At 50.7% G+C, this 25,756-nt stretch carries 23 protein-coding genes; 21 read left to right on the top strand and 2 right to left on the bottom strand.

The features are described 5' to 3' along the window. Window positions 1–97: 97 nt before the first annotated feature. The 7 genes from KXJ70_RS07725 (at window position 98) to gcvH (ending at window position 7,921) form a co-directional block, all read left to right on the top strand. Window positions 98–679 carry a UPF0149 family protein gene (locus KXJ70_RS07725; protein ID WP_219042835.1) on the top strand — a complete coding sequence of 194 codons (582 nt, stop codon included), beginning with the start codon at window positions 98–100 and terminating at the stop codon, window positions 677–679. Between the two features lie 121 nt (window positions 680–800). Continuing rightward, window positions 801–2,132, top strand: coding sequence for a Xaa-Pro aminopeptidase (gene pepP / locus KXJ70_RS07720; protein WP_219042834.1), 1,332 nt, complete (start codon window positions 801–803; stop codon window positions 2,130–2,132). Beyond that, entirely contained in the window at window positions 2,119–3,366 is a 1,248-nt protein-coding gene (gene ubiH / locus KXJ70_RS07715) for a 2-octaprenyl-6-methoxyphenyl hydroxylase (protein WP_219042833.1), read from the top strand. The genes pepP and ubiH overlap by 14 nt, the downstream gene beginning before the upstream one ends. Window positions 3,367–3,371: 5 nt before the next feature. Next, window positions 3,372–4,604 carry an FAD-dependent monooxygenase gene (locus tag KXJ70_RS07710; protein ID WP_219042832.1) on the top strand — a complete coding sequence of 411 codons (1,233 nt, stop codon included), beginning with the start codon at window positions 3,372–3,374 and terminating at the stop codon, window positions 4,602–4,604. A gap of 151 nt (window positions 4,605–4,755) precedes the next feature. Continuing rightward, a complete protein-coding gene (locus KXJ70_RS07705; RefSeq protein ID WP_255558217.1) occupies window positions 4,756–5,787 on the top strand; it encodes an extracellular solute-binding protein in 1,032 nt (343 codons plus the stop codon). Next, window positions 5,788–7,461 carry an ABC transporter permease gene (locus KXJ70_RS07700; RefSeq protein ID WP_369409755.1) on the top strand — a complete coding sequence of 558 codons (1,674 nt, stop codon included), beginning with the start codon at window positions 5,788–5,790 and terminating at the stop codon, window positions 7,459–7,461. It abuts the gene before it with no gap. Window positions 7,462–7,534: 73 nt separating this feature from the next. After that, window positions 7,535–7,921, top strand: a complete 387-nt coding sequence (gene gcvH / locus KXJ70_RS07695) for a glycine cleavage system protein GcvH (RefSeq protein ID WP_219042831.1) — start codon at window positions 7,535–7,537, stop codon at window positions 7,919–7,921. A gap of 53 nt (window positions 7,922–7,974) precedes the next feature. On the opposite strand, the gene KXJ70_RS07690 is transcribed toward gcvH, so the two are convergent. Next, window positions 7,975–8,631, bottom strand: coding sequence for a histidinol-phosphatase (locus KXJ70_RS07690; protein WP_219042830.1), 657 nt, complete (start codon window positions 8,629–8,631; stop codon window positions 7,975–7,977). Window positions 8,632–8,790: 159 nt separating this feature from the next. Between KXJ70_RS07690 and rppH the strand changes: the two genes are divergently transcribed. Both rppH and ptsP read left to right on the top strand, forming a co-directional pair. Then, a complete protein-coding gene (gene rppH / locus KXJ70_RS07685; protein WP_219042829.1) occupies window positions 8,791–9,297 on the top strand; it encodes an RNA pyrophosphohydrolase in 507 nt (168 codons plus the stop codon). Then, entirely contained in the window at window positions 9,297–11,561 is a 2,265-nt protein-coding gene (ptsP, locus tag KXJ70_RS07680) for a phosphoenolpyruvate--protein phosphotransferase (RefSeq protein WP_219043123.1), read from the top strand. Before rppH ends, ptsP begins: the two co-directional genes overlap by 1 nt. A 2-nt stretch (window positions 11,562–11,563) precedes the next feature. Here the strand turns inward: ptsP and KXJ70_RS07675 are convergent, their stop codons facing one another. Next, window positions 11,564–12,310: an NRDE family protein gene (locus KXJ70_RS07675; protein WP_219042828.1), complete on the bottom strand. Its 747-nt coding sequence runs from the start codon at window positions 12,308–12,310 to the stop codon at window positions 11,564–11,566. 68 nt (window positions 12,311–12,378) lie between these two features. Between KXJ70_RS07675 and KXJ70_RS07670 the strand changes: the two genes are divergently transcribed. The 12 genes from KXJ70_RS07670 to KXJ70_RS07615 all read left to right on the top strand — a co-directional run bounded on the left by KXJ70_RS07670 (window position 12,379) and on the right by KXJ70_RS07615 (window position 25,620). Continuing rightward, a complete protein-coding gene (locus KXJ70_RS07670; protein ID WP_219042827.1) occupies window positions 12,379–13,170 on the top strand; it encodes a sulfite exporter TauE/SafE family protein in 792 nt (263 codons plus the stop codon). A 3-nt stretch (window positions 13,171–13,173) separates the two neighbouring features. Further along, complete coding sequence (lgt, locus tag KXJ70_RS07665) at window positions 13,174–13,974, top strand: prolipoprotein diacylglyceryl transferase (protein ID WP_219042826.1); 801 nt, start codon at window positions 13,174–13,176, stop codon at window positions 13,972–13,974. 1 nt (window position 13,975) lies between these two features. After that, on the top strand, window positions 13,976–14,815 hold the full coding sequence (locus KXJ70_RS07660) for a thymidylate synthase (RefSeq protein ID WP_219042825.1): 840 nt from the start codon (window positions 13,976–13,978) through the stop codon (window positions 14,813–14,815). 14 nt (window positions 14,816–14,829) lie between these two features. Continuing rightward, window positions 14,830–15,336 carry a dihydrofolate reductase gene (locus KXJ70_RS07655; protein ID WP_369409754.1) on the top strand — a complete coding sequence of 169 codons (507 nt, stop codon included), beginning with the start codon at window positions 14,830–14,832 and terminating at the stop codon, window positions 15,334–15,336. Window positions 15,337–15,647: 311 nt separating this feature from the next. Further along, window positions 15,648–16,481 (top strand): DUF3450 domain-containing protein, encoded by an 834-nt coding sequence (locus KXJ70_RS07650; protein ID WP_219042824.1) that lies wholly within the window; start codon window positions 15,648–15,650, stop codon window positions 16,479–16,481. After that, window positions 16,481–17,869, top strand: a complete 1,389-nt coding sequence (locus tag KXJ70_RS07645) for a MotA/TolQ/ExbB proton channel family protein (RefSeq protein WP_219042823.1) — start codon at window positions 16,481–16,483, stop codon at window positions 17,867–17,869. The genes KXJ70_RS07650 and KXJ70_RS07645 overlap by 1 nt, the downstream gene beginning before the upstream one ends. 3 nt (window positions 17,870–17,872) lie before the next feature. Further along, a complete protein-coding gene (locus KXJ70_RS07640) occupies window positions 17,873–18,400 on the top strand; it encodes a MotA/TolQ/ExbB proton channel family protein (RefSeq protein WP_219042822.1) in 528 nt (175 codons plus the stop codon). Window positions 18,401–18,410: 10 nt separating this feature from the next. Then, window positions 18,411–18,818, top strand: a complete 408-nt coding sequence (locus KXJ70_RS07635; RefSeq protein ID WP_219042821.1) for an ExbD/TolR family protein — start codon at window positions 18,411–18,413, stop codon at window positions 18,816–18,818. Window positions 18,819–18,823: 5 nt separating this feature from the next. Beyond that, on the top strand, window positions 18,824–19,423 hold the full coding sequence (locus KXJ70_RS07630) for an energy transducer TonB (RefSeq protein WP_219042820.1): 600 nt from the start codon (window positions 18,824–18,826) through the stop codon (window positions 19,421–19,423). Then, window positions 19,420–20,805, top strand: a complete 1,386-nt coding sequence (locus KXJ70_RS07625; RefSeq protein WP_255558216.1) for a tetratricopeptide repeat protein — start codon at window positions 19,420–19,422, stop codon at window positions 20,803–20,805. Before KXJ70_RS07630 ends, KXJ70_RS07625 begins: the two co-directional genes overlap by 4 nt. Before the next feature lie 126 nt (window positions 20,806–20,931). Further along, window positions 20,932–21,921: a hypothetical protein gene (locus tag KXJ70_RS07620; protein WP_219042819.1), complete on the top strand. Its 990-nt coding sequence runs from the start codon at window positions 20,932–20,934 to the stop codon at window positions 21,919–21,921. A 336-nt stretch (window positions 21,922–22,257) separates the two neighbouring features. After that, window positions 22,258–25,620, top strand: a complete 3,363-nt coding sequence (locus KXJ70_RS07615; protein WP_219042818.1) for a transglutaminase family protein — start codon at window positions 22,258–22,260, stop codon at window positions 25,618–25,620. Window positions 25,621–25,756: the final 136 nt, after the last annotated feature.

The raw sequence follows: 25,756 nt of genomic DNA, 5'->3' as shown, positions 1-25,756 counted from the left end.
TGCAAAAGTGCTAGTTTGATAAGTGCATTGATATTCGATTTTATCGCGCTGCAGCGCTACCATTGCCGGCTACTGATGTATTGATGGATTTAACGACATGACCGCCAGCTTAGAACACGACGATCTTGCTAATTTATTTTTGAGTTTGGGGGCGCTGCAGCCGCCGGCTGAACTGCACGGCTATGCAGCGGGGTTCGTCTCGGTGGGCGGACGTATTAGCGCGGATGCGTGGCTTAAGCACTGTATCGATTTGCTGGATTGTGAAAATCCCGATCCCGAGCAAAGTGACGCCTTATATAGGGTGTATACCGCTGCGCTGGACAGCATGGAGTCTGGCGAGATGAGCTTAGATTTATTGTTGCCGGACGATGAGTTCGATTTGGATCAGCGTATCGCGAGTTTGGGGCAGTGGTGCCAAGGCTATCTGACGGGGTTTGCGATGGCAGGCAAGCAGCAGAGTGTGGATAAGCAAAAAACCTATTCGGCTGATCTGACCGAGGCGATTAGCGATATTGCCGCAATCGCCCAAGTATCGGCTGATGAGCAAACTGATGAAGACGGGGAGCAAGATTATTTTGCGGTCTGTGAGTATGTGCGAGTGGCGGCGATGACGATCTTTCTTGAGTGTAATGGCGGCGAGGCGCCCGCCGATGACGACAATACACCGCGCTTGCACTGATTTGACTTAATGCAGGTCAATGCAGCGCTCAGTCTAAGCGCGCCTGTGATAAGCTTTTGTAGCATTTGATACAGCGTTTCCTCCAATATTCCCCCCACTAGTGAAGGGTAATGAAAAAAGAATGACGATTAGTAAGCAGGAATTTGCTCGCCGCCGTAAAAAATTAATGGCACTGATGGAGCCAGGCAGTATTGCTGTGGTGCCCTCTGCCAAAATGGTGACCCGAAATCGGGATTCTGAATACGCTTTTCGTCAGGATAGTGACTTTTATTATCTAACGGGCTTTGACGAGCCCGATGCAGTTTTGGTCTTGCTGCCTGGCCGTGCTACTGGTGAGTGCGTACTGTTTTGCCAAGACCGCGATCCGGCTATGGAGCTGTGGACCGGCTATCGCGCTGGCCCAGAGGGGGCCTGTTCTCACTACGGCGCCGATGACGCCTTCCCTATTGCGGATATTGACGACATTCTTCCCGGCCTGCTGGAGGGGCGTCAGCGTGTGTACTACGCCATGGGGCGGCACACTGAGTTCGATCAACAGGTGATGCAGTGGGTGAACGTGATTCGCTCCAAGGTGCGCACTGGCGCCCAGCCGCCAGGGGAGTTTTTGGACCTAGATCATCATTTACACGATCTGCGTTTATATAAGTCGGCGGCGGAATTAAAAGTGATGCGTCGCGCCGGCGAAATTTCAGCAGAGGCCCATCGCCGCGCAATGCGCTTGTGCCGACCCGGTGTATTTGAATATCAATTAGAAGCTGAAATTCTGCATGAATTTGGTCGTAATGGCGCTCGGTTTCCAGCCTATAGCACGATTGTTGGCGCCGGCAAAAATGGCTGCATATTGCATTATGTTGAGAATAGCTGCGAAGTTCGCGACGGCGATCTAGTGTTGATCGACGCCGGCTGCGAGCTGAATTATTACGCCGCTGATATCACCCGTACGTTTCCCGCGAATGGCCGTTTTAGCCCCGAGCAGCGGGCCTTATACGAGGTGGTATTAGATGCGCAAAAAGCGGCCATTGCCGCTGTGAAGCCTGGCAACCACTGGAATCAGCCCCACGACGAAACCGTGCGGGTGATCACGGCGGGGCTCGTGAAGTTGGGCCTACTCAGCGGTGATGTTGATGCACTTATTGCTGCGGAAGCCTACCGTCCGTTCTATATGCACAGAGCCGGTCATTGGCTTGGCATGGATGTTCACGATGTCGGTGACTACAAAGTGGGCGGTGAGTGGCGGGTGCTTGAAGAGGGTATGGTGCTTACTATCGAGCCAGGGATCTATGTGGCGTTCGATAATAAAGACGTTGATGCGAAGTGGCGCGGTATTGGCATTCGTATTGAAGACGATGTGGTGGTAAACAAATCTGGCTGTGAAATTTTGACGGCATACGTGCCCAAAGAAGCGGAAGAGATAGAAGCCTTGATGGCGGAGGCGCGTCTTGCCTCGGTCTGATTACGACGTGGTGATCGCTGGCGGCGGCATGGTCGGCGCTAGCTTGGCTCTGTGTCTAGATAAATATAGTCAGGCGGGGCTGCGCGTTTTGGTGGTAGAGAATTTCCCGCTGCCGCCACACGGCGAGGGTAAGCCCGCTTATCGGCCCAGCTTTGATGCGCGCTCTACGGCCTTGTCTTTTGGCAGCGCGCAAATTTATGAAGAGCTGGCAGTGTGGCCTCTGCTTACGGAACATATTTGTGCCATTTCACAGGTTCATGTGTCTGACCGCGGCCATTTTGGTAGCGTGTTAATGAGCGCAGAAAGCCAGGGTTGGCGTGCCTTAGGTTACGTTGTTGAAAATGCCTGGCTTGGCAATGTTTTGCTCAATCAATTGCGCCAGAACACGGCGGTGGAATTTCTGTCACCGGCCTCGGTAGAGTCTGTGGTGGTGTCGAAGTCCTATGCGACTTTGAGTGTGCGTGAGGGTGATTCACTGCGAGAAGTCACGACCCAGTTGGTTGCCATTGCCGACGGCGCTGATTCTGGCTTGCGCACTCAGCTTGGTATTGGCGCAAGTGTTGACGATTATCACCAGGTCGCGGTGATCGCGAATGTCGCGACGGAAAAGCCCCACAAAGGCTGTGCCTACGAGCGTTTTACCGAGCGCGGGCCGCTGGCCTTGTTACCGCTGTTAGCCGATGAGTCTGGTATGTCCCGCTCTGCATTGGTGTGGACCTTCCCCGAAGCCATGGCTGATGAAGTTGCAATGTGGTCGGACGAGGAGTTTTTAGCAGAGCTGCAGCGCAACTTTGGCTATCGCTTAGGCCGCTTGCGCAAAGTCGGCCAGCGCAATGCCTTTCCGCTGCGCCTAATGCAAGCCGATGAGCAGGTTCGTGGCCAAGTAGCGGTGCTGGGTAACGCTGCCCATTCACTGCATCCGGTGGCTGGGCAGGGCTTTAATTTAGCGCTGCGCGATGTGGCGTGCCTGAGTCGCTTGGTGGCGACTGCGCACAGTCGCGGCGAGAATCTCGGCGATTTAAAATTATTGCAGAAATATATCAATAGTCAGCGTGGCGACCAGTTGGTGACCACGACCTTCTCCGATCAGCTCACCGGCATTTTCAGTAATCGTAAGCCGATGCTCAGTCTGTTTAGAAATCTCGGTCTTTCTATGCTGGATGTCACCCCGCCGGCAAAATCACGTTTTGTAGCCAGAGCAGCGGGCATTTTGCCCGGTGCCGCAGCGGAGTAATGCGGATGTTGGCAGAGAATATTGCTGATTTTGATTTAGTGATTGTGGGGGCGGGCATGGCGGGTGCCGCGCTGGCGCTGGCGGTGGCTGATTTGCCGATAAAAGTAGCACTGCTTGAGGCGCAGCCGGTGCGCGAAGGCTGGCCGAAAATTGAAGACAGTGTTTTTGATTTTGACGCCAGAGTCAGCGCGCTTACCGAGGCCTCGCGCGGCTTTTTAGACGAGCTTGGCGCGTGGTCCGATATTGTTAGTCGGCGGGCCTGTGCATACACTGACATGGAAGTGTGGGATGGAGAAGGCACTGGCCGCATCCATTTTGCGGCCAGTGAGGTTAGGCGCCCCGCCCTCGGTCATATCGTTGAAAACCGCTTAATCAATGCCTCTCTTATTAATAATCTGCGCGAAAACGGGCGTGTGAAGTGCTACTTCGGCGCTCCTGTCGAAACCATGGACAGACAGCCAGGCCTCGTAAATTTGAGTCTGGCGGGTGGCAAACTTATTCGCAGTCCTGTGGTGGTTGCCGCCGATGGCGCCAATTCTAAGATTCGCGATTGGGCTGGCTTTGTTACCCGCGAGTGGGATTACCATCACCATGCAATTGTGGCGACGGTTGAAACCGCGCAGCCGCATTGTAAGACCGCTTGGCAGCGATTTTTACCTGAGGGGCCGCTGGCATTTTTGCCCCTGCCTGATGCCGCTGGTGAACAGCGTTACTGCTCCATTGTGTGGTCGGTAAAACCTGAGATTGCAGCACAGTTGATGCAGCTTGATGACGATGATTTTTGCCGCGAGCTGGCCGCCAAATTTGAACATCGATTGGGAGCGGTGGTGGCGAGTAGTCGCCGTTTTAGTTTTCCGCTCAGGCAGCGTCATGCGGCGGACTATGTCAGCGACGGGGTGGTCTTACTCGGCGACGCCGCGCACACCATTCATCCTCTAGCCGGCCAGGGCATTAATCTTGGCTTTCAAGACGCGATGGTCTTCGCCGAAGAGTGTCGGCGCGCCTGTGAGCGTGGCTTGTCACTGGCAGATAATGCGGTGTTAAGCCGCTATCAGCGCCGGCGCAAGGGCGGTAATTTGGCAATGATGGCCTTGATGGAAGGCTTTCAGCACTTGTTTGAAACCCCTGCCATGCCTTTGCGATTGCTGAGAAACACCGGTATGCGCTGGCTGGATATGGCCCTGCCTCTTAAAAGACAAATCATCGCAAAGGCGATGGGTTTGTCTGACAAGCCGTAAGGCTTTTCTTAAGCTATTGCACCAACACTCAGTGACGCCTTGATTGATTTGGATCTTAGGCGGCATTTACTAGTAATAAATCGTGGAATACATTGAGATGTTTAATGATAATAATTATCATCTACGCCCAAATTTCCTGTGAGAGGCTAGGATGATGCATAAAATCGCGCTGATCTTTTTGGCGACCTTGGTGTTGGTCGCCTGCGGTAAAAGTGAGCCGCCTGCCGAAAAGGGGCCGGAATTGGTTGTTTATAGTTCGCGTATCGAGCAGCTTATAAAGCCTATTTTTGACGATTTTACTAAAGAAACGGGCATTAGCATCCGCTATGTAACCGATGAGGCGGGGCCGTTATTGGCACGTTTAAAAGCAGAGGGTGAGAACTCGCCCGCCGATATGTTAATCACGGTTGATGCGGGAAATCTTTGGCACGCTGCCAATATGGGGATTTTGCACGCGGTTCAGTCTGAAACACTGTCGGCAAATATTCCGCCTGCCCTACGTGACGAGCAGGGACGCTGGTTTGGTGTGTCCATTCGCGCCCGCACCATTGTTTATGCAACTGACCGCGTTAAGCCGGAAGAGCTGGCGGGCTACGAAGATCTTGCCGATGAAAAATGGAGTGGGCGTTTGTGCCTGCGTACGTCTAAGAAAGTGTATAACCAGTCGCTTGTTGCCAGTATGATTTCGGCCTTCGGTGAAGAAAAGGCCGAGCAAATTGTCGGCGCGTGGGTAAATAACTTGGCCGTGTCACCGTTCTCAAACGATGTAAAAGTGGTCGAGGCGATCGAGGCCGGTCAGTGTGATGTTGGCTTGGTGAATACCTATTATCTCGCCCGAATGCTAGTTGAAAACCCCGAGTTGCCGATAGGTTTGTTCTGGGCTAATCAGGGCGGAGAGGGTGTTGCAGCGAGAGGCGTACATGTGAATGTTTCCGGGGCGGGAATCACCAAGGCGAGCAAGCATAAAGAAAATGCCTTGCGATTACTGGAGTGGTTGTCTGGGCCTTCGGCGCAGTATGATTTTGCGCACTTAAATCAGGAATATCCGGTTAACGATAAAACCGCACCTTCTGAGCTTATCGATCAGTGGGGAAGTTTTCGCGCCGATACGATGCCTTTGAGCGAGGCGGGTCGCCTGCAGAGCGACGCCATTAAATTGATGGATCGCGCGGGATATCGCTGAGTGCTCGATACGCCACGGCCATTGTTCGAATCCCAAGAGTTTGCTTTGTCAGAGGCCGGTGGCGCACCGCGTCGATCGGCCGCTGGTCTATGGTTATTGCGATTAATTGGTGTTGCCGCTGTGCTTGCAGTGATGGCGCCGATCTTGGTCGTGGTGATGAGTTGGGGCTCGGCGCAAACTGAGGTCTGGCAGCATTTAATTGCCACTCAGTTGGCCAGCTTATTATTCAACACCTTGGTGCTGTTGGTGGGCGTGGCAATACTGGTCAGCGTGTTGGGTATAGGCTTGGCATGGTTGACGGTGATGTGCGAATTTCCCGGTCGTGCGTGGTTCGAATGGCTGCTAATGTTGCCCTTGGCGGTGCCGGCCTATGTGATGGCGTTTGTTATTCTTGGCGTCTTTGATTTTGGTGGGCCGCTGCAGAGCTTTTTGCGGCTGCAGTTTGGTCAGCAATACGGCAGCATGGATGTGCGCAATGCACTGACTGTCGTTATTGTTTTCTCTTTAGTTTTGTATCCCTACGTTTACATGCTGGCGCGAAGTGCCTTTCTTTCGCAGAGCAGCGATACCACCGAGGCGGCGCGGGTACTGGGTTGCAATCCTTGGCAGGCGTTTTATCGCGTAGCGCTGCCGATGGCGAGGCCGGCCATTGTGGCGGGCGTGAGCTTGGCGATGATGGAGACCTTGGCGGATTTTGGCACCGTCGCGGTATTTAATTACGACACCTTTACCACCGCCATTTACAAGTCGTGGTTTGGTTTTTTTAATATTCAAGCCGCCGCACAGCTAGCCTCGATACTGCTGTTGTTTGTGGCGTTAACCTTGTTTGCCGAACGTCGCTCCCGCGGTGGCCGCCGGTTTGTGCAGGGCGGACGCTTGCAGCATCGCTACCGTTTTGCCGTGAAGCCGGTAAAAGCTTGGGCAATGACCATATGCTGTAGTGTGGTGTTAGCGCTTGCGTTTGTGTTGCCGGTTTTGCAATTGCTGGTATGGGCGGTCGACGAAGGCGTCGCGCAACTTAATCAGCGGTTTTTTGAATTGCTGCAACACACAGTGTTATTGGCTGGTCTCGCTGCAGCGATCACGGTATTTTTGGCGCTAGTGCTGGCTTTTAATCGTCGCCAATTTAAGCGCGGCGGTTTTTTTAGCGTGGCGCAGCTGGGGTACGCCCTGCCGGGCTCAGTCTTGGCGGTGGGTATCATGCTGTCGTTTACGTTTATGGATAACCAGGTTTTTATCCCTGTTCAGCGCTGGTTAGGCATGTCACCGGTGCCGGTGCTAGTGGGGTCTATCGCAACCCTGTTGGCTGCTTACTGGATTCGCTTTTTAGCCGTTGCCAGCGGTCCCTTGGAATCGTCTTTAGAGCGTATTCGTCCCAGCTTACCTGAGGTGGCTCGCACTTTGGGTGCTCACGGCGGTGAGCTCGTGTGGCGCATTTATTTGCCAATGCTGAGGCCCGGTTTACTGACGGCGATGGTCCTGGTGTTTGTGGATGTGATGAAAGAGATGCCCGCGACTTTATTGCTTCGTCCCTACGGATGGGACACGCTAGCGGTACGAATTTACGAGATGACGGCAGAGGGGCAGTGGCAGCTTGCTGCACTGCCTGCATTGGCCTTGGTAGCGGCTGGATTAATCCCAGTAGTAATCAGTATCAGTCGCAGTCGTCATTGAGCACTTTGTATTTGTCGAGCGCGGCGTTAAAATGCGCAAATCTAACGAATCGTCAGCAGAGGACGGCCATTAAATGAGCAATACCCCCAGCGAATTAAAATATGCTAGCAGCCACGAGTGGGCGCGCCTTGAGTCAGACGGCACGATTACTGTAGGAATTAGTTACCACGCTCAGAACGCCCTTGGTGACGTGGTGTTTATTGAATTGCCAGAAGTAGGTGCGGAGTATTCGCAGGGTGATGAGGCGGCGGTGGTCGAGTCCGTCAAGGCGGCATCGGATATTTACGCGCCAGTGTCTGGTGAAATCATCGAAGTGAACGACGCTTTGGATGAAAGCCCTGAAACGGTCAATGAATATCCCTACAGCGACGGTTGGTTTTTCCGTATGCAGCCCTCTGATTTGAGTGAGCTAGATAACCTGCTTGATGCAGAGGCTTACGACGATCAGTGTGAGGAGTAGTTTTAATCTTGCGCGAAAAGCCCGGCATTGACCGGGCTTTTTTGTGGGCGAAATTAATTTCTAAGGCTGATAACCGGCCATCCAGCTGCTAACGCTGCTGCGCGCAGCGTATCGTCAGGGTCAACGGCGACGGGGTGATCAACTGATTTTAATAGTGGTAAATCGTTGTGGGAGTCACTGTAAAAGTAGCTGCCGCTGAGTGAGTGGCCGGTTTCCGAAAGCCAATGTTGCAGGCGGATCACCTTGCCGTTTTGGAAGCAGGGTATACCGCTGGGTTCGCCGGTGTAGCGCTCATTAAAAATTTCGCCTTCGCTGGCTAGCAGCGTGGTTACACCTAAGGCTTCGGCAATGGGTCTGGTGACGAAACTATTGGTGGCGGTAATAATCATAACAAAGTCACCGGCATCGCGGTGTTTCTGGAGTAGCGCATCTGCCTTTGGCAGCCTGAGAGGCGCAATGTATTCAGCCATAAAATTGGCGTGCATCGCGGCCAGCTCTCGACTGTCGTATTTACTTAGCGGGCTTAGGGCAAAACGCAAATAGGCGTCTATATCGAGCCCGCCTTGCTGGTATTGTTGATAAAACTTGTCGTTTTGGGCTTTAAACTCGCCGCTGTCGACAATACCTTTGGCTACTAAAAACTCGCCCCAGGCATGGTCGCTATCGCCGGCGAGTAAGGTGTTGTCGAGATCGAAAATTGCCAGGGCCATGTAAATCTCCAAAAAGACGGCTTGCCAAGGCGGCATAGCATAGCGTTTGGCGATGGCATTTTCATCTTTCTATCGTGTTGTTGATAGAGTGAATTCCCAGGGTCGGGAATTTGTGGAACAATAGAAAATGGAAATAAAATCAAAACAATAGGTGATGTAGTGATTGACTCGGATGGATTTCGTCCCAACGTTGGCATCGTGCTTGCAAATGAGCAGGGTCAGGTGTTGTGGGCGCGCCGTGTTGGTCAAAGTGCGTGGCAATTTCCGCAGGGCGGTATTCACGAGGGCGAATCGCCAGAGGCAGCCTTGTATCGGGAGTTGTACGAGGAAGTTGGTTTGCGTGAGGATGACGTAAGTCTACTTGCCTGCACGCGTGGTTGGCTTCGCTATCGACTTCCCCAGCGCTTAATTCGGCGCGACAATAAGCCGCTGTGTATTGGTCAGAAGCAAAAATGGTTTTTGCTGCAAATGAAGGCCGCTGACACCAAAGTCAGTTTTAATTGCGGTGACAAGGCTGAATTCGATCATTGGCAGTGGGTGAGTTACTGGTATCCTCTGGGTCAGGTGGTTGCGTTTAAGCGAGAAGTTTATCGGCGCGCCATGAAAGAACTGGCCCCTCGACATGCTCGCCTGGTGAAAGATGCCACGACTGGTGAATTACTATGATGCTAGAGGCGCTGCGCAGTATTGTTCAGGCGGTAAATGCTGCCGGTAATTTGCAGTCAGCCTTGGACATTATTGTAAGTCGCATCGCCGAAGTCATGGGCACTGAGGTATGCACGGTATATTTGCGAGACCCTGACTCTGGGCGCCTGATTTTTATGGCAAACCAAGGTTTAAATCCGGATCTCATTGGTAAAATCAGCCTTGGTCCCGATGAGGGTTTGGTGGGGCAAGTTGCCCGTCGCGAAGAGCCTATTAATTTGGATCACGCGGAAAAGCACCCGAATTTCCTATATTTGCCCGGCATTGGCGAAGAGCAGTATCACTCCTTTTTGGGTGCCCCCATTATTCACCAGCGCTCGGTGATGGGCGTTTTGGTTGTCCAGCAGAAAGACAGCCGTCGCTTCGATGAAAATGAAGAGGCGTTTTTAGTGACTATGTCGGCGCAGTTGGCGGGTGTTATCGCCCACGCTCGCGCGACCGGCTCGATTACTACCTCTCAGAATGCCGTCGGCGCAACGGCGTCGTTTAAAGGTATCGCCGGTGCAACCGGGATAGCCATTGGGCGCGCAGTGATCGTTGCGCCAATAGCAGAGCTGCACTCGGTGCCGAGACGGCAGAGCGATGACCCACAGCTTGAGTTACAGGCATTTCAGGCCGCTTTGCAGGCAGTGCGAACAGATATTCACGCGCTGAGCGAAAAATTACTTACCCAGTTACCCGCTGATGAGCACGCCCTGTTTGATGTGTATTTACGCATTATTGATGACGGTACCTGGGCTGCTGAGGTCGTTAAAAAGATCAATGAAGGCGAGTGGGCGCAGGGCGCTCTAAGCCAAGTCATGTCTAGTCATATCCGCACCTTTGAGATGATGGAGGACGCCTACTTCAAGGAGCGCGCCACCGACATCAAGGATTTGGGGCGGCGGGTGTTGGCGTATCTGCAGACCAGCGATGTTGAGCCAGCAGAGTATCCAGATAAAACCATTTTAGTCGGCGAAGAGTTAACCGCTTCGATGTTGGGAGAGGTACCGCGAGAAAAACTGGTCGGCATGGTGTCGGTGCGTGGCTCTAGCAATTCTCACGTCGCTATTTTGGCGAGAGCAATGGGTATACCCACGGTAATGGGTGCCGCTGATTTGCCATATACCCAAATTGAAAATGCCAATCTGATTGTTGATGGCTACTCTGGGTATGTGCACTACAACCCATCCGCCGAGGTTTACGAGCATTTTCGCTCGGTGTCGGAAGAGGATCAGGTTCTCACTCAAGGCCTAGAAGCATTACGCGACCTGCAAAGTGAAACCCTGGACGGTCATCGTATGCCGCTGTGGGTGAATACAGGTTTGATGGCGGATGTGGCGCGTTCATTGGATCGCGGCGCAGAAGGCGTTGGCTTGTATCGAACTGAAATTCCATTTTTACTGCGCGAACGTTTTCCCAGTGAGGAAGAGCAGCGGGCAATCTATCGCGAGCAATTAATCGCCTTTGCGCCGCTGCCCGTTACCATGCGTACCCTCGATATCGGTGGTGATAAGGCCTTGCCGTATTTCCCCATCGAAGAAGAAAACCCGTTTTTAGGCTGGCGCGGCATACGCGTTACCTTGGATCATCCCGAGATATTTTTGGTGCAAGTTAGGGCGATGCTCAAGGCCAGTGAAGGGCTGAATAATCTGCGCATTATGTTGCCGATGATTAGTAATGTGCAGGAGGTGGATGAAGCTTTAGAGCTTGTGCGGCGAGCCTACGACGAGCTGGTTGAAGATGGCTGGGATATCACTTTGCCGCCTATAGGTGTCATGGTTGAGGTTCCGGCCGCCGTCTATCAGGCGCGTCAATTGGCGCGGCGGGTTGATTTCTTGTCAGTGGGTTCGAACGATTTAACCCAATATCTATTGGCGGTGGATCGTAATAATACCCGGGTCGCAGATTTGTATCATGCCTATCACCCCGCGGTGTTAAATAGCCTGCAGCAGGTGGTGGATGCGGCGCATGCGGAAGGTAAGCCGGTGGGTATTTGCGGTGAGCTGGCAGGTGATCCTGCGGCGGTTCTGCTGTTGATGGCGATGGGCTACGACATGCTGTCTATGAATGATAATAGTTTGCTCAGGGTGAAGGCGGTAATCCGAAGTTGCCGATTTGATGACCTTGAGGGGTTGTTGAGCGCAGCTATGCAGGTCGATACTGCTGACGAAGTAAAAGCATTGCTGCGCAGGGCGATGATTGACATTGGTATGGAGCGCCTATTGCAGCCGGTGGGCGCGTAGCTTCAGCTATTCGGGCGCGTCGTAAAGTTAAAGTGTTGAAGCGTTTCTTGTTGTGAGGCGTTTATCGCATATTGTTTTTCCCAAACATCCCAGCAGCCATCGTCGCTTGCGATTACAATGCTACTTGAGCGGGTGCCATAGCCGTCAAAACTAACAAAGCGACTGGACAATGCCTTGTGTATCTCGTCGTCGCTAACGATGGTTGGTGTCTTATCTTGCAGTAAGTTAAGTAGTTTTTGAGGGCTGACGTGCTCTGCCATCAATTCGCTCATGTCCTCGCGACCTTTTATGGTTTTCGCATTTTCATCGCTGCGCGGAATATTGCCAATGGCGTAAATTCCCGGGGCTAATGTTTGCCAGCCCGCCTCGACATTATTGATATAGCAAAATGAATTGCCGTCGCTGGCGACGAAATTAAAGGGGCGGTAATGGCTTTTCTCAGACTCTAGTTGCTCGGCAAATTGACTACTGCTTTGTGTGCTCAATAGAAAATCTTTTACTAAATCTCCGCGGCTGCGGTCGCCGCTGGCGACAACTTCGCGCAGGTTAGTCACCGCTGCAAATCGACCTAGACGGCTGATGCCCAACCAGCTGCCGCCGAATTCTAAATCTCGACCCGCTAATATTTCAGGGTGCTCAGGCCAAAAGTTGGCGGCGAGGGTCGGGCGCTGGAAGAATTCGTCTCGGTTGGCTGCGACAATCAGTGGGTGCTCGGGGTCGTTTTGCCAGCTTAATAATATCAGGCACATTGCTTCATTCGCTGTTTTTTGTAGGGTTTGGCCGTCATAATAGCAGCTTTGCACGAGACTTCGGCGGCATGATTTTATTGGTTTATTTGACCGTTGGCGCGTTTGCGGGCTTGGCAGCTGGCTTGTTCGGTGTTGGCGGTGGCTTGGTTATTGTTCCCGCATTGGTTTTCTGTTTTGGTCTATTGTCGGTGGCGCCAGAGGTGTCAATGCAGTTGGCGGTGGGCACCTCGCTCGCAACGATTGTGGTGACGTCGATTAGTTCGGTGCGGGCCCACCATAAGCTGGGCAATGTTGATTGGCTGTGCTGGCGAAGTTTGGCTCCAGGTATCGCGGTTGGTGTGGTGTTTGGTGTGGCTACCGCGGCAACACTTTCTGGTGCGGCGTTAAAGTTAGCCTTCGGCGTATTTAGTCTTATTATTGCCGCTTACATGGGCTTGGGTGCGGTGCCGGCGGCATCGCGCCAGCTTCCTAAAGCCTTGGGTTTGGCTGCAGTTGGGAGTGGTGTAGGCTACGTTTCTGCGCTGTTTGGTATTGGCGGAGGCGCCTTAACTGTGCCGTATTTGACGTGGTGCAATGTGCGCATGCAAGCGGCGGTGGCAACCTCCGCCGCTTGCGGCCTGCCTATTGCTTTAGTGGGGTCGGCAAGTAATATGGTGGCCGGTTTTGGTCATCAAGATTTGCCTGCCTACAGTTTTGGGTTTGTCTATTTGCCGGCTTTTATCGGTATTGTGTTGTTGAGTGCGCCCTTTGCTAAGCTAGGGGCGATATTGGCGCAACGACTTTCGGCGCGACGTTTGAAGCAGTGTTTCGCGCTGTTTTTATTATTTGTTGGTGGTCAGTTCATTTTGGGAGCGCTATAAGGCATGTTGATACATCCGGGTTTTGATCCTGTGGCGGTAGAGATTGGCCCGTTGGCGATACATTGGTATGGGCTAATGTATTTGGCGGGTTTTGCCGCGGCGTGGTATATCGCCAAAAGTCGAACAAAGCAGGCTTGGAGTCCGGTGAATGAGTCTCAAGTTGAAGATCTGATTTTTTACGGCGCGGTGGGTGTCATCGTTGGCGGCCGGTTTGGCTACGTGCTGTTTTACAATTTCCCGCAGTTTTTACAAGACCCTCTCTGGTTGTTCCGCGTGTGGGAAGGGGGAATGGCTTTTCACGGTGGCTTGCTAGGTGTGGTTGTGGCGGTGGCGTTGTATGCCCGTCGAATCCAGGTACCGGTTGCGTCGCTTTGGGATTTTATAGCGCCGTTGGCGCCAATAGGTCTCGGTTTGGGGCGCCTGGGGAATTTTATTGGTCAAGAGTTGTGGGGGCGTCCTACGGATCAACCCTGGGGCATGTTGTTTCCGCGTGATCCGATGCAGCTGCCAAGGCATCCGTCGCAGCTCTATCAATTTATGCTCGAAGGCGTCGTGTTGTTTTTGATTATATTTTTGTTTACCCGCAAGCAGAGGCCCCCCTATGCTGCTGGGTCTTTATTTTTGCTGTGCTATGGAAGCTTCCGCTTTCTAGTGGAGTTTGTTCGTGAGCCGGATAGCCATATTGGTTTTGATATGCTTGGTTGGATGACGCGTGGGCAGGAGTTGTCGCTGCCTATGATTGCAATTGGTGGCGGTCTGCTGATTTGGACTTACACGCGCTCAACCGTGAAAGGTGGGAGATAGTATGCAGCAGTACTTGGATTTATTGCGCGATGTGCGTGATAACGGCACTGACAAGGGTGATCGCACCGGGGTGGGTACGCGATCGGTGTTTGGTCGACAGCTCCGGTTTGACTTACAGCAGGGTTTTCCACTGTTGACCACCAAGAAAGTGCATTTGCGCAGTATTATTAATGAGCTAATTTGGTTCCTTGCAGGCAGTTGCGATAACAACTGGCTGCAAGAGCGCGGTGTCAGTATATGGAATGAGTGGGCGTTAGAAAACGGCGATCTTGGCCCCATTTATGGCAAGCAGTGGCGCAGTTGGGTATGTCCGGATGGCTCAACTATCGATCAAATTAGCGAAGTGGTGGATATGATTCGTCGTAAACCCGACTCTCGCCGTCTGTTGGTCAATGCGTGGAATCCTGCCGATCTTCCGGATGAGTCGCTTAGCCCGCAGGAGAATGCTCGGCGCGGGAAAGCCGCATTACCACCCTGCCATACCTTGTTTCAGTTTTACGTGGCCAATGGGCGCTTGTCTTGCCAGCTCTACCAGCGCAGTGCAGATTTGTTTTTGGGGGTACCGTTTAACATTGCCAGTTACGCACTGCTGACCCATATGATTGCTCAGCAGTGCGACCTTGGGGTGGGCGATTTTGTGCACACTTTCGGTGACTGCCACTTGTATCAGAATCACCTCACTGACGATATTGTGGAAGAGCAGTTGCGCCGCGAGCCTCGGCCACTGCCGCAGCTCGTCATCAAACGGCGTCCTGCATCAATTTTCGATTATACGGCAGAAGATTTTGAGTTTGAGGCTTACGATCCTCATCCCGCCATAAAAGCCCCGATAGCGATATAAGAAGAGGACGAGTAGTGGTTACTGTTTCACTTATTGTCGCCATGGCAAAAAACCGCGTAATTGGGGTAAATAATCAGCTGCCATGGCATTTGCCGGCGGATTTAAAGCATTTTAAGGCCACAACGATGGCAAAGCCTATTGTGATGGGGCGCAAGACGTGGGAGTCGATAGGTCGGCCTCTGCCTGGGCGCTCAAATATTGTGGTTAGTCGTCAGCAGGGTTATGTCGCAGATGGTGCCGCAGTGGTCGCGGATTTGGCGGGCGCATTAGCGCTTGCGCGCCGCGAAGCCGAGTTAGCTGGGCTTGACGAGGTGTTTATTATTGGTGGTGAGGCCATCTATCGGCAGGCCTTGCCGGAGGTCGCCAGAATGTATGTAACTGAGGTTGATGTCAGTCCGGAAGGGGATGCTTGGTTTCCAGAAATTGAACTAAATCAGTGGGTGGAGGTCGTTCGCGAGTGTTACCCAGTAACGGAAGATGGCAAGCCGGCTCATTGCTTTCTGACATTGCAAAGAATTTGAATAAATAAGTTATATTTAAACGGTCACAGTACATGCTTGTTTTGCTCCGGATTGCAATTTTCACTTATTGAGCGTTACTTAGTTAGCGGGTAATGTTACCGCTCTTCACGAAAACGTAACTCTTCAACACATAAAATAGGCAAGAAATTTTATATTACGAAACATTTAGTTTTGTCGTTGATTCTTACGTTTGCACATGATTAAAATAAGCCCCGCTGTATGAAAGCACGGTCTTACGACTGGCCGTACGGCTGACAGAAGATAATAAGCTCTGCTTTCACTAAACGTCCCAAATAGGAAAAGCAATTCCCATGAAAACGCAACGATTGAAAACAATCGCGCTGGCGGTCAGTGTGGCTGTAGGTATGCTGGCGGGATCGCCGGCCTATTCAGCTGATAAGACTGCTGGGCAAGAACCTGCCGCGGCGCCAGTTAAGCCCTTAATTCCAGTAAGTACCGTTCTTGATGTTGGTATCAAGAGAACTTCAGCAGCAAAGCAGTCACAAGTTAAAATTGATCGCCTAGCAGCTGAGACGGGTGATTTACTGCAAGACTACAAAACAGTGATGAAGCAAGTAGACGGTCTCCGCGTTTACAATGCCCGTCTTGAAAAGCAGATCGCCGGTCAGCTTAAGCGTATTGCCGGTCTGGGCAAGTCTGTTGATGAGGCGACTATCATTCAGCGCCAAATCACCCCTTTGTTGATCCGCATGATTGACGGTCTTGAGCAATTTGTCTCTCTAGACGTGCCATTCCATAAAGAAGAGCGTGAAGAGCGTGTTGAATTCTTGCGCACCAATATGGATCGCTCTGATATCACAATCGCTGAGAAATTCCGTCAAGTTCTCGAAGCCTACAAAATCGAAAACGAATACGGTCGTAAAATTGATAGCTACAAAGGTGTTGCTTCTGTAAACGGTTCAGACCGCGAAGTTAACTTCCTGCGTATTGGCCGTATTGGTTTGATGTATCAAACAACTGACGGCGAGCAATCAGGTGCTTGGGATCAAGACAAGCGTGCATGGGTTGAGCTGGATTCAGGCGATTACCGTGGTGCTATTCAGAAAGGCCTGCGTATCGCTCGCAAACAAGCGTCGATCGATATCATGAAACTCCCGATTCCGGCTCCGGAGGCTGCTAAATAATGAAACGTAATCTATTAAAAGCTGCTGTGCTGGCTTTCAGCGGCGCGATTGCCGTTGCAGCTATGCCGGCGATGGCTGAAGATGCTAAATCGCTCGACGAATTGTTGAAAATGGTTAAGCAGGGCTACGCCACTGACGCTCGTGAAAACAAGGAGCGTGAGCAACGTTTTGCTGCTGCTCGTTTCGATCAACAGAAAACACTTGATGAAGCTAAGCGTACCTTGGCTGCCGAAGAAAAGCGTTCTTCTGATCTAGAAAAAACGTTTGAAGAAAACGAATCAGTTATCGTTGAAAAGCAACGTCAGTTGAAAGAGCGTCTAGGTACATTGACTGAACTGTTCGGTCACTTGACGTCTACCGCGGGCGACCTTCGTTCTAACTTCCTATCTTCTATCATCAGTGTTCAGTTCCCTAAGCGTGAACAGTTCGTTGACGATTTGATTAATAAAATGGCTGGTGCTGAAGAGCTGCCAAGCATTGAAGAGATCGAGCGTGTATGGTTCGAATTACAGCGTGAAATGACTGAGTCTGGTCGCGTTGTTAAATTCAAAACGTCGGTAACTAGTGCTGGCGGAGAAAGCGCTGAACAAGAAGTGGTACGTATTGGTACCTTCAATATGGTTAATGCCGACGGTGAATACTTACAGTACATCTCAGAAACGGGTGCACTTGCGGTATTGTCACGTCAGCCTAGCGGTCCGTATATGGCCTGGGCTGAAGAGCTTGCCGGATCTACCTCGGGCATGAGCGCGTTTGGTGTTGACCCTACAGGTCCGACAGGTGGTTCTTATCTAGCGGCATTGATTGATAGCCCGACTCTTACCGAGCGCTGGCATCAAGGTGGTGTGGTTGGTTATGTAATTACGGCAGTTGGTGTGTTAGCGATGTTGATTGCTATCTGGCGCTTGATAGTTCTGTCTATCGAAGACATGAAGGTTGCCAGCCAGTTGAAAACCACCAAAGCAAATACTAATAACAGCCTTGGTCGTGTGTTGAAAGTGCATGAAGATAATCCAACTATGGATCCAGAGACGCTTGAGCTGAAGCTTTCAGAAGCTATCCTGAAAGAGACTCCGCGCTTGGAGAACTCGCTCAACTTGCTGAAGATCATTGCTGCGGTAGCGCCTCTTCTTGGTCTACTCGGTACTGTAACCGGTATGATTATTACCTTCCAAGCTATTACTATCTTCGGTGCAGGTGATCCGAAAGCAATGGCCGGTGGTATTTCTGGTGCACTGGTAACAACAGTACTCGGTCTGGTGGTTGCGATCCCAACAGTTCTGCTGCACACCTTTGTTAGTGGTCGTGCCAAGAAGATTATCCATGTTCTTGATCAGCAAACTACGGGCATCATTGCCGAACACACGGAAGGTCACGCGGGGAATTAAGCGATGTACCTACTGAATGAATGGATCGAGATTATCCGTAGATTCATGGATTCGGGCGGCGACGTACTTTGGGCCATCGCCGTCCTAACTTTCCTGATGTGGACGCTCGCTCTAGAAAGACTTTGGTATTACAAATTTAGCCTGTCGAAAGACGTCAATGGTGCTATTGGCACTTGGGAGAAGCGTGCAGAGCGCAAATCCTGGAATGCCAAGCAAATTCGCGAGAAGTTGGTATCTCAAGTATCACTTAAAATTAACGCGAGTTTGCCAATGATCCAAACAATGGTGGCTCTATGCCCATTGTTGGGATTGCTGGGTACAGTTACCGGTATGATTGAAGTGTTTAACATCATGGCGGTAACCGGTGGCGGCGATGCGAAGTCGATGGCTGGCGGTGTTTCAAAAGCAACAATCCCGACTATGGCGGGTATGGTTGCCGCTTTGTCTGGTGTCTTTATCAATACTTATGTAAAGAGTATTGCGGACCGTGAAAGCGAACTTTTGAAAGACCATCTGACAACAGATCATTAAGAGAGCTAACATGAGAAGGAATAAAAGAGGCGGAACAGAGGACAATCCCTCTGAAATAGACTTGACGCCGATGCTCGACGTTGTGTTTATCATGTTGATCTTCTTTATTGTAACGGCGTCCTTTATTAAGGAAGCTGGTGTCGAGGTGAACCGCCCTGACGCGTCAACATCAACTAAGAAAGAGAATGTAAATATTCTGATTGCTGTAACAGCAACCAATGAAATATGGATTGATAAGCGCCGGGTTGATAAGCGCGCAGTTCGCTCAGTAGTTGAGCGTATGCACGCAGAAAATCCTAAAGGTGCCGTAGTTATTCAGGCTGATAAAGCCTCGAATACTGAAACGGTTACTGCGGTTATCGACGCCAGCCGGTCGGCAGGTGTATACGATGTTTCATTGGCCACTGAAGACAGCTGATCAATATGAATATTCGACTACTTATAGGTGCTGCATTGGCATTTGTGGTGACGGCATCGCTGTTCATCCTCATGCCGTACCTTATCGAGATGGCTGATAAAACGCTGGACGAAAAGCCGCGTACAAAGCTAGCCGATATACAAATGCCTGACACCAAAATTGAAACAATGAAAGACAACAAGCCCGATAAGCCGAAGGAGCCTGACGAGCCGCCACCGGATATGGAGCAACCTGAGATGGAAGACATCAATCCGAATTTGGATGTTGTCAATATGACGCCTTCTCAATCTGTTGATTTGACTAATACTGCCGGCGGACTTTCTGCCTCCGATGGTGAGTATTTGCCGATCGTAAAAGTTGCTCCGATTTATCCGCGACGCGCGCAAAGTCGTGGTGTGACAGGTTATTGCACAGTTGAATACACTGTGACAAAGGCTGGTACAACTCGGGATATCGTTGCGGTTGATTGCCAGCCTGCGGGCTATTTCGAGCGTGCTTCTGAGAAAGCCGCAGAGAAGTTTAAGTACAAACCGCGTGTGTCCGACGGCGAGCCTATCGAGGTGCCGGGCATACAAAACCGGTTCACTTATGAGTTGGAAAAATGATGTCTGATTATCACTCGAGCACTAAATCGCTGCGTCCAGTGTTGGTCAAGCTGGGTTGTTCTATCGCTCTCGGTGTAGCTACCGTGTTTGCCATGCCAATTGTAAGTTCATCCTTACAGCCAATGCTTGGCGGACAGAGTGTGGGCATTGCTCACGCTGCTGAGAGTAAAGATAAACCCAAGCGGAGCACACGTAGAACGCCAGCTATCCGCGCTAAAATTTATGAAAAATTAAATGCAGCGCAAGAAGCGGCAGACGCGAAAAAATATAACGAAGCCGTCAAGCTACTCAACGACCTTCGTGATACAGAAGGGCGGAACTCGCTGAATAGCTATGAGCTTGCTAACCTCTACAATATGTATGCGTTTATCTACTTTACTCAGGAAAAGTATGATTTGGCGCTTGATGCATATCGTAACGTGGTAAAGCAGCCGGATATTCCGGAAGCGATGGAGCTAAATACAAAATACACCATCGCTCAGCTTTACTTTGTTAAAGAGGATTACAAGGGCGGTGTAAGCACTCTGTTAGAGTGGTTTAAGGCAAAGCAGGCTCTAGGTGAAGATCCGGGTGCTGGCGCGTATGCGCTTTTATCTCAGGGTTACTACCAGCTCAAAGATCTTGACCGCGCCTTAAAGTACATTGAAGTTGCTATCAATGACTACACTAGCCGCGGAAAGATACCTAAAGAGCAGTGGTGGGGTTTACAGCGCTACTTATATTATGAAAAGAATGATATCAAGCGCGTAACGGCGATTCTTGAAGAAACGCTCAAGCATTACCAGAAAAAAGCCTACTGGCTGCAGTTGTCTGCAATGTACAACGAGCTGAAAATGGACGAAAAAGCGACTGCAGCAATGGAGACCGCTTACACCGAAGGTGTTCTGGAAAATGATAAAGAGCTAATTAATATGGCCTATCTCTTCCTGTCTCAGGAAGTGCCATATAAAGCAGCTAAAGTGCTTGATAAGGGTATTAAGAAAGGTGACATCCCTGCGACTTCTAAAAATCTTGAGTTACTTGGTAATGCATGGCGCCAAGCGCAAGAATTGAAGAAGGCTATTCCAGAGATGGCAAAGGCCGCCGAGAAATCGGATAAGGGCGAGTTGTGGTCGCGCTTGGGTAATATCTACCTTGATAACGATGAGTTCGATAAGGCTGAAAAAGCCATAGAGAACGCTTTTAGAAAAGGTGATATTAAACGGCCTGACAATGCGTACCTTGTGCTTGGAATGGCTCGCTTTAACCTTCAAGAATATGAAGGAGCTCGTAAGGCGTTTAAGGAAGCAGCAAAAAGTGAAAAGTCTGCGACTTACGCAAAGCAGTGGATGGAGTTCATGGCGAAAGAGCTTGAGCGCCAAGAAGCTCTAAAAGATGGCTAATTTAGCATCAGCGTACGTCGAAAAGGCACCTTAGGGTGCCTTTTTTATGCTCGATAGATAGACGAATCTGTTTTCACTTCCTATAGTTTTAATACAGCACCTTTCTTTGTCAGAGCAATAAGTTGTATGCGTCATCAGAAGGCTAAGTTTAAAAAATTGTTGTGGGCCACCTTGGGGCTGTCGTTGGCTGCTGGGCTGCATGCTGAAGACGCTCTGGACTTGGATGACCCTGAAGCTGGGTTTTTTAGCCGTACCTTCAATCGAGCGGAAACGACTAGGGATAATTGGTCTGAACGCTGGATTGATTTTGCTGAGGGTGTTGACTACTACTTCAGTAAAGAAAACTCCCCTCCGGAATATAAAAACGAAAGCTATGTGAAACTCCAGCTGCGAGAAACGTGGGAAGAGCACGGAGAGATGCAGACAGATGTCAGGGTGAAGGCTAAATTTGATCTTCCTAATACTCAGCGCAAGGCAAAAGTCTTTTTCAGTAGTGACGAATACACCGAAAACTCTTTAGAAGAGCGGGTGAGAAGTAATTCAACAGGCGAGCGATTTCGTCGAAAAGAGTCGGTGTCAGGTATCGAGATAACACCTGACGATGAATGGAATAAGTGGAAGCGATCAGCGCGAGTAGGTATTAAGCTGCGCGCACCGTTGGTGACGTTTGGCAGATATAGGCTAAGGCGCCCAATGGAGGCGTGGGGGGAATGGCTCCCTGAGTTCACCCAGGAGGTCTGGTACTTTAGCGACCGAGGCTGGGGTGAAACCAGCGAATTTGAAGTAATAAGACCTATAAATGAGCGATTTGGTTTGCGGTATTTTACAGTGCTCGAGTTTGAGGATCAGAATGACTATTTTGAAAATGTCCATGTACTATCTTTAAATCAGGGGCTTTCGGATAAGTCGGCCTTGGAGTATAGGGTTGGCTCAGTTTTTTCGACGGAATTCCGAACCCAAATGACCGCGTATTTTTTTGGAAGTAGTTATAGTTATAAGCTACACGAAGACTGGGTATTCGTTACCGCTAGCCCTGAGGTGTTCTTTCCTAAAGTAGACGGATGGAATGCCGAAGCCAGTTTTACGATTAAGTTAGACGTATATTTTTCACAGTAAAAGCCATACTGTGCTTATGTGGTCGGAGCGTGCTGGTTTCGCGACCTCGACCTTGCTGTATATTGCTCTCTATAGCACCTTACGACCTAGTTGGCGCGATGTATGCTAGGTAAGTTATCAACGAAGTAACTGCTTATTTCTCAAATTGAATTGCTGAAATTTGGGGCTTGGCTTCTACATAAGTAACACGTAGCGAGTCTGTAAAATAAGCCATTTACACTTGAATGATGCCAACTTGCCCTATATTCCGTTACGGGAGGTGGGCTTCGAAATTTTTACATGGTATTTGAAATATAAACGGATGTTGACGTAAATGCGGCTTCCGCAGGAGAAGTAATGACAATTCGAGTGGCCATTCATCACAAGACCTACTACAGCTTTGATCGTCTAGTAAATCTTTCGCCGCATGTAATACGCTTGCGTCCTGCCCCCCATAGCAGAACGCCAATTCATAGCTATAGTATGAAAATCGTACCCGAGACACACTTCTTGAATTGGCAGCAAGATGCGTTTGGCAATTACCTCGCGCGGTTGGTGTTTCCTGAAAAAACAGATAAATTTTCTGTCGAAGTTGAAGTCCTCGCCGACATGACGGTTATAAACCCATTTGATTTTTTTGTTGAAGAATACGCTGAAAAATTTCCGTTTTACTATAAAAAGCAACTTAAAAAAGAGTTAGCCCCGTACCTGGCTAAAGAAAAACAGGGGAAGTTATTCAATAAACTATTGAAATCAATTTCGACCACAAAGCGCCCAGTTAATGATTTTTTGGTTGAGGTGAATCAGGTTCTCGAAAAGAAAATTGAATATTGCCTGCGTTTTGAGCCCGGTGTGCAAGAGCCAGAGGAAACACTCGAGCTTGCGAAAGGTTCCTGCCGAGATTCAGCTTGGTTGGCAGTACAGTTATTCAGGCATTTGGGTATCGCTGCTCGCTTTGCCTCCGGGTATTTAGTGCAACTAACGTCGGATGAAAAGTCGCTCGATGGGCCTAGTGGTCCGGAGGAAGACTTCACCGATTTGCATGCGTGGTGCGAAGTATATATTCCAGGCGCCGGTTGGATAGGTCTTGATCCAACGTCGGGCTTGTTTGCCAGCGAGGGACATATCCCCTTGGCTTGTACTCCTGATCCCGTATCTGCTGCACCAATTGAAGGTTTCACCGACGAGTGTGAAGTTGAGTTTGACTACTCCAACGTCGTTGAACGCGTGCATGAAGATCCGAGGGTCACTAAGCCATACAGCGATGATCAGTGGGCGGATATTTTGCTGCTTGGTGAACAGGTAGATAAAGACCTGGTAGCAAACGATGTGCGCCTGACGATGGGTGGTGAGCCCACCTTTGTCTCCATCGATGATATGGAGTCAGCGCAGTGGAATATTGATGCCCTCGGTGCTGAAAAGCTAAGCCTGGCAAAAACCTTGCTCTTAAAATTGCGCAATCACTTCGCACCGCAAGGCTTGTTACATTATGGGCAGGGGAAGTGGTATCCGGGTGAAGAGGTGCCGCGCTGGGCCCTCGGATTATTCTGGCGCAAAGACGATGAGCCGCTGTGGACTAACCCTGAACTTTTGGCGCGGGTAGACAAGGATTATGGCCACAATGTGGCGACGTCTGAGCAGTTTGCACTGGGCTTGGTTGACAAATTAAGTTTGGCCTTGGATTACGTGCAGCCGGCTTATGAAGACGCTTTGCATTATCTTTTGCAGGAACAAAAAATACCCAAGAATATTGATATTCTCGCCGCCAAGATCAGTGACGATTTAGGCCGTCGCCGCTTGGCTCGCTTATTAGAGCAAGGTTTTAAAGATCCTACAGGTTATATTTTGCCGCTGGCTTGGGAGCCGGTAGCTGGCGAGTGGGCAAGTAGCATTTGGAACGTAAAGCGTGAGCGACTTATTTTGTCGCCGGGTGACTCGCCAATGGGTTTACGTTTACCGCTTGGAGATTTACCTGAGCTAGAAGAACCTGAAGTGCAGCCGGATCGAGATCCATTTGAAGAGCGTGGACCGTTGCAGGCGCGGCAAGAGATTCACTTCCCCAATGAGAGCCGAAGCCCGACGCCACAGCGCTTGCAAAGTGCCTCTAAAGCAGTGGCAGAAAAGTTAAAGTACGCTCAACCTTTGATCCGCACCGCGATGTGTATCGAGGCCAGAGGCGGAAAGATACATATATTCATGCCGCCACTACATAGTCTTGAGCACTATGTTGAGTTAGTGGCCGCGATTGAAGAAACGGCTAAAGAACAAAATGTGCCCATCATTCTGGAGGGCTATGAGCCTCCCCGTGATCCGCGGATACAAAAGCTGCTTGTCACGCCGGATCCTGGGGTTATTGAGGTGAACGTGCATCCTACCTCTAGCTGGAGGGAGTTGGTGGACAACACCACCGAACTGTATTCGGCGGCGCGGGAGTCTCGTCTCGCGGCGGAAAAATTCATGCTCGATGGCCGTCATACCGGTACCGGTGGTGGCAACCATATTACTTTGGGGGGAGTAACGCCGAGTGATAGCCCGATTCTGCGGAGACCTGATTTACTGCGCAGCTTAGTGACGTTTTGGCAGCATCATCCAAGCTTATCGTATATCTTTTCCAGTGCCTTTATCGGTCCGACCAGCCAGGCGCCGCGTGCCGATGAAGGTCGAGACGAAATGATGTACGAGATGGAAATTGCCTTCCAGCAAATGCCCGATGGTCTGGCAGATCAGCCTTGGTTGGTGGATAGGTTGATGCGCAATTTGCTTATTGATATCACTGGTAACACCCATCGTGCCGAATTTTGTATTGATAAATTATATGCGCCGGGCAGTGCGACTGGGCGTTTAGGTTTACTTGAGTTTCGTGGTTTTGAAATGCCACCTCACAGTCGAATGTCATTGGTTCAAGCACTTTTGATCCGCACCTTGGTTGCCCGATTCTGGAACGAACCCTATAAGAAGCCGCTGGTTCGCTGGGGCACGGCTCTGCATGATAAATTTATGTTGCCACACTATTTGTGGCAGGACATGAAGGACGTCGTCGCCGATCTAGAGCGGGCAGGATATCCTTTTAAAGCGGATTGGCTGCTGCCTTTTGAAGAGTTCCGTTTTCCGCACTACGGTCGTGTCAAACTCGACGAGATTGAAATCGAGCTGCGTTGGGCGGTGGAGCCTTGGAATGTGTTGGGTGAGGAAATCGGTAGCTTTGGTACAGCGCGCTATGTGGATTCGTCGGTTGAGCGCTTGCAAGTAAAGCTAACGGGTTTAACAGATAGCCGCTACGTGCTGGCCTGTAATGGTCGTCGCGTGCCCTTGGCTAACACTGGGCGACACGGCGAGTACGTTGCCGGTGTTCGCTATCGCGCCTGGGCGCCACCGTCGGCACTGCACCCAACTATTGGTGTGCATACACCGCTGGTATTTGATTTGATAGACACTTGGACAGGTCGCTCGGTGGGCGGGTGTAGCTATCATGTTTCACATCCCGGTGGTCGAACATACGAAACCTTCCCTGTGAATGCCTTTGAGGCAGAGTCTCGCAGGGGGAATCGTTTCAGTACAGTGCAGCATACGCCGGGGCCCTATACGCCAAGGCCGGATATTGATGCTGTGCGTGAGTTTTTCCCTGAACCACCTCGGCCTATGGCGCCACCGCCGGAAGAGTCGCCAGGCGAATACCCGCACACACTAGATTTACGCCGCAAGCCAAATTGGATCGGTTAGATTGGTATGCGGCGTTTTAAGTTGCCTCAGCGTCGAGTCTGGCGCTGTGGCAGGTTTTTGCCTTCCCCTCCAGATGGATGACTCTCTACGCCACGGAACTCCGGTACTATCACTTAGTTGTTACTAGTGAGAATAA

It is taken from the genome of Zhongshania aquimaris, assembly GCF_019312595.1.
Taxonomy (GTDB): domain Bacteria; phylum Pseudomonadota; class Gammaproteobacteria; order Pseudomonadales; family Spongiibacteraceae; genus Spongiibacter; species Spongiibacter aquimaris.
Note: the sequence above shows the minus strand (reverse complement) of the source record. Positions and strands in the feature narration are given on the sequence as shown.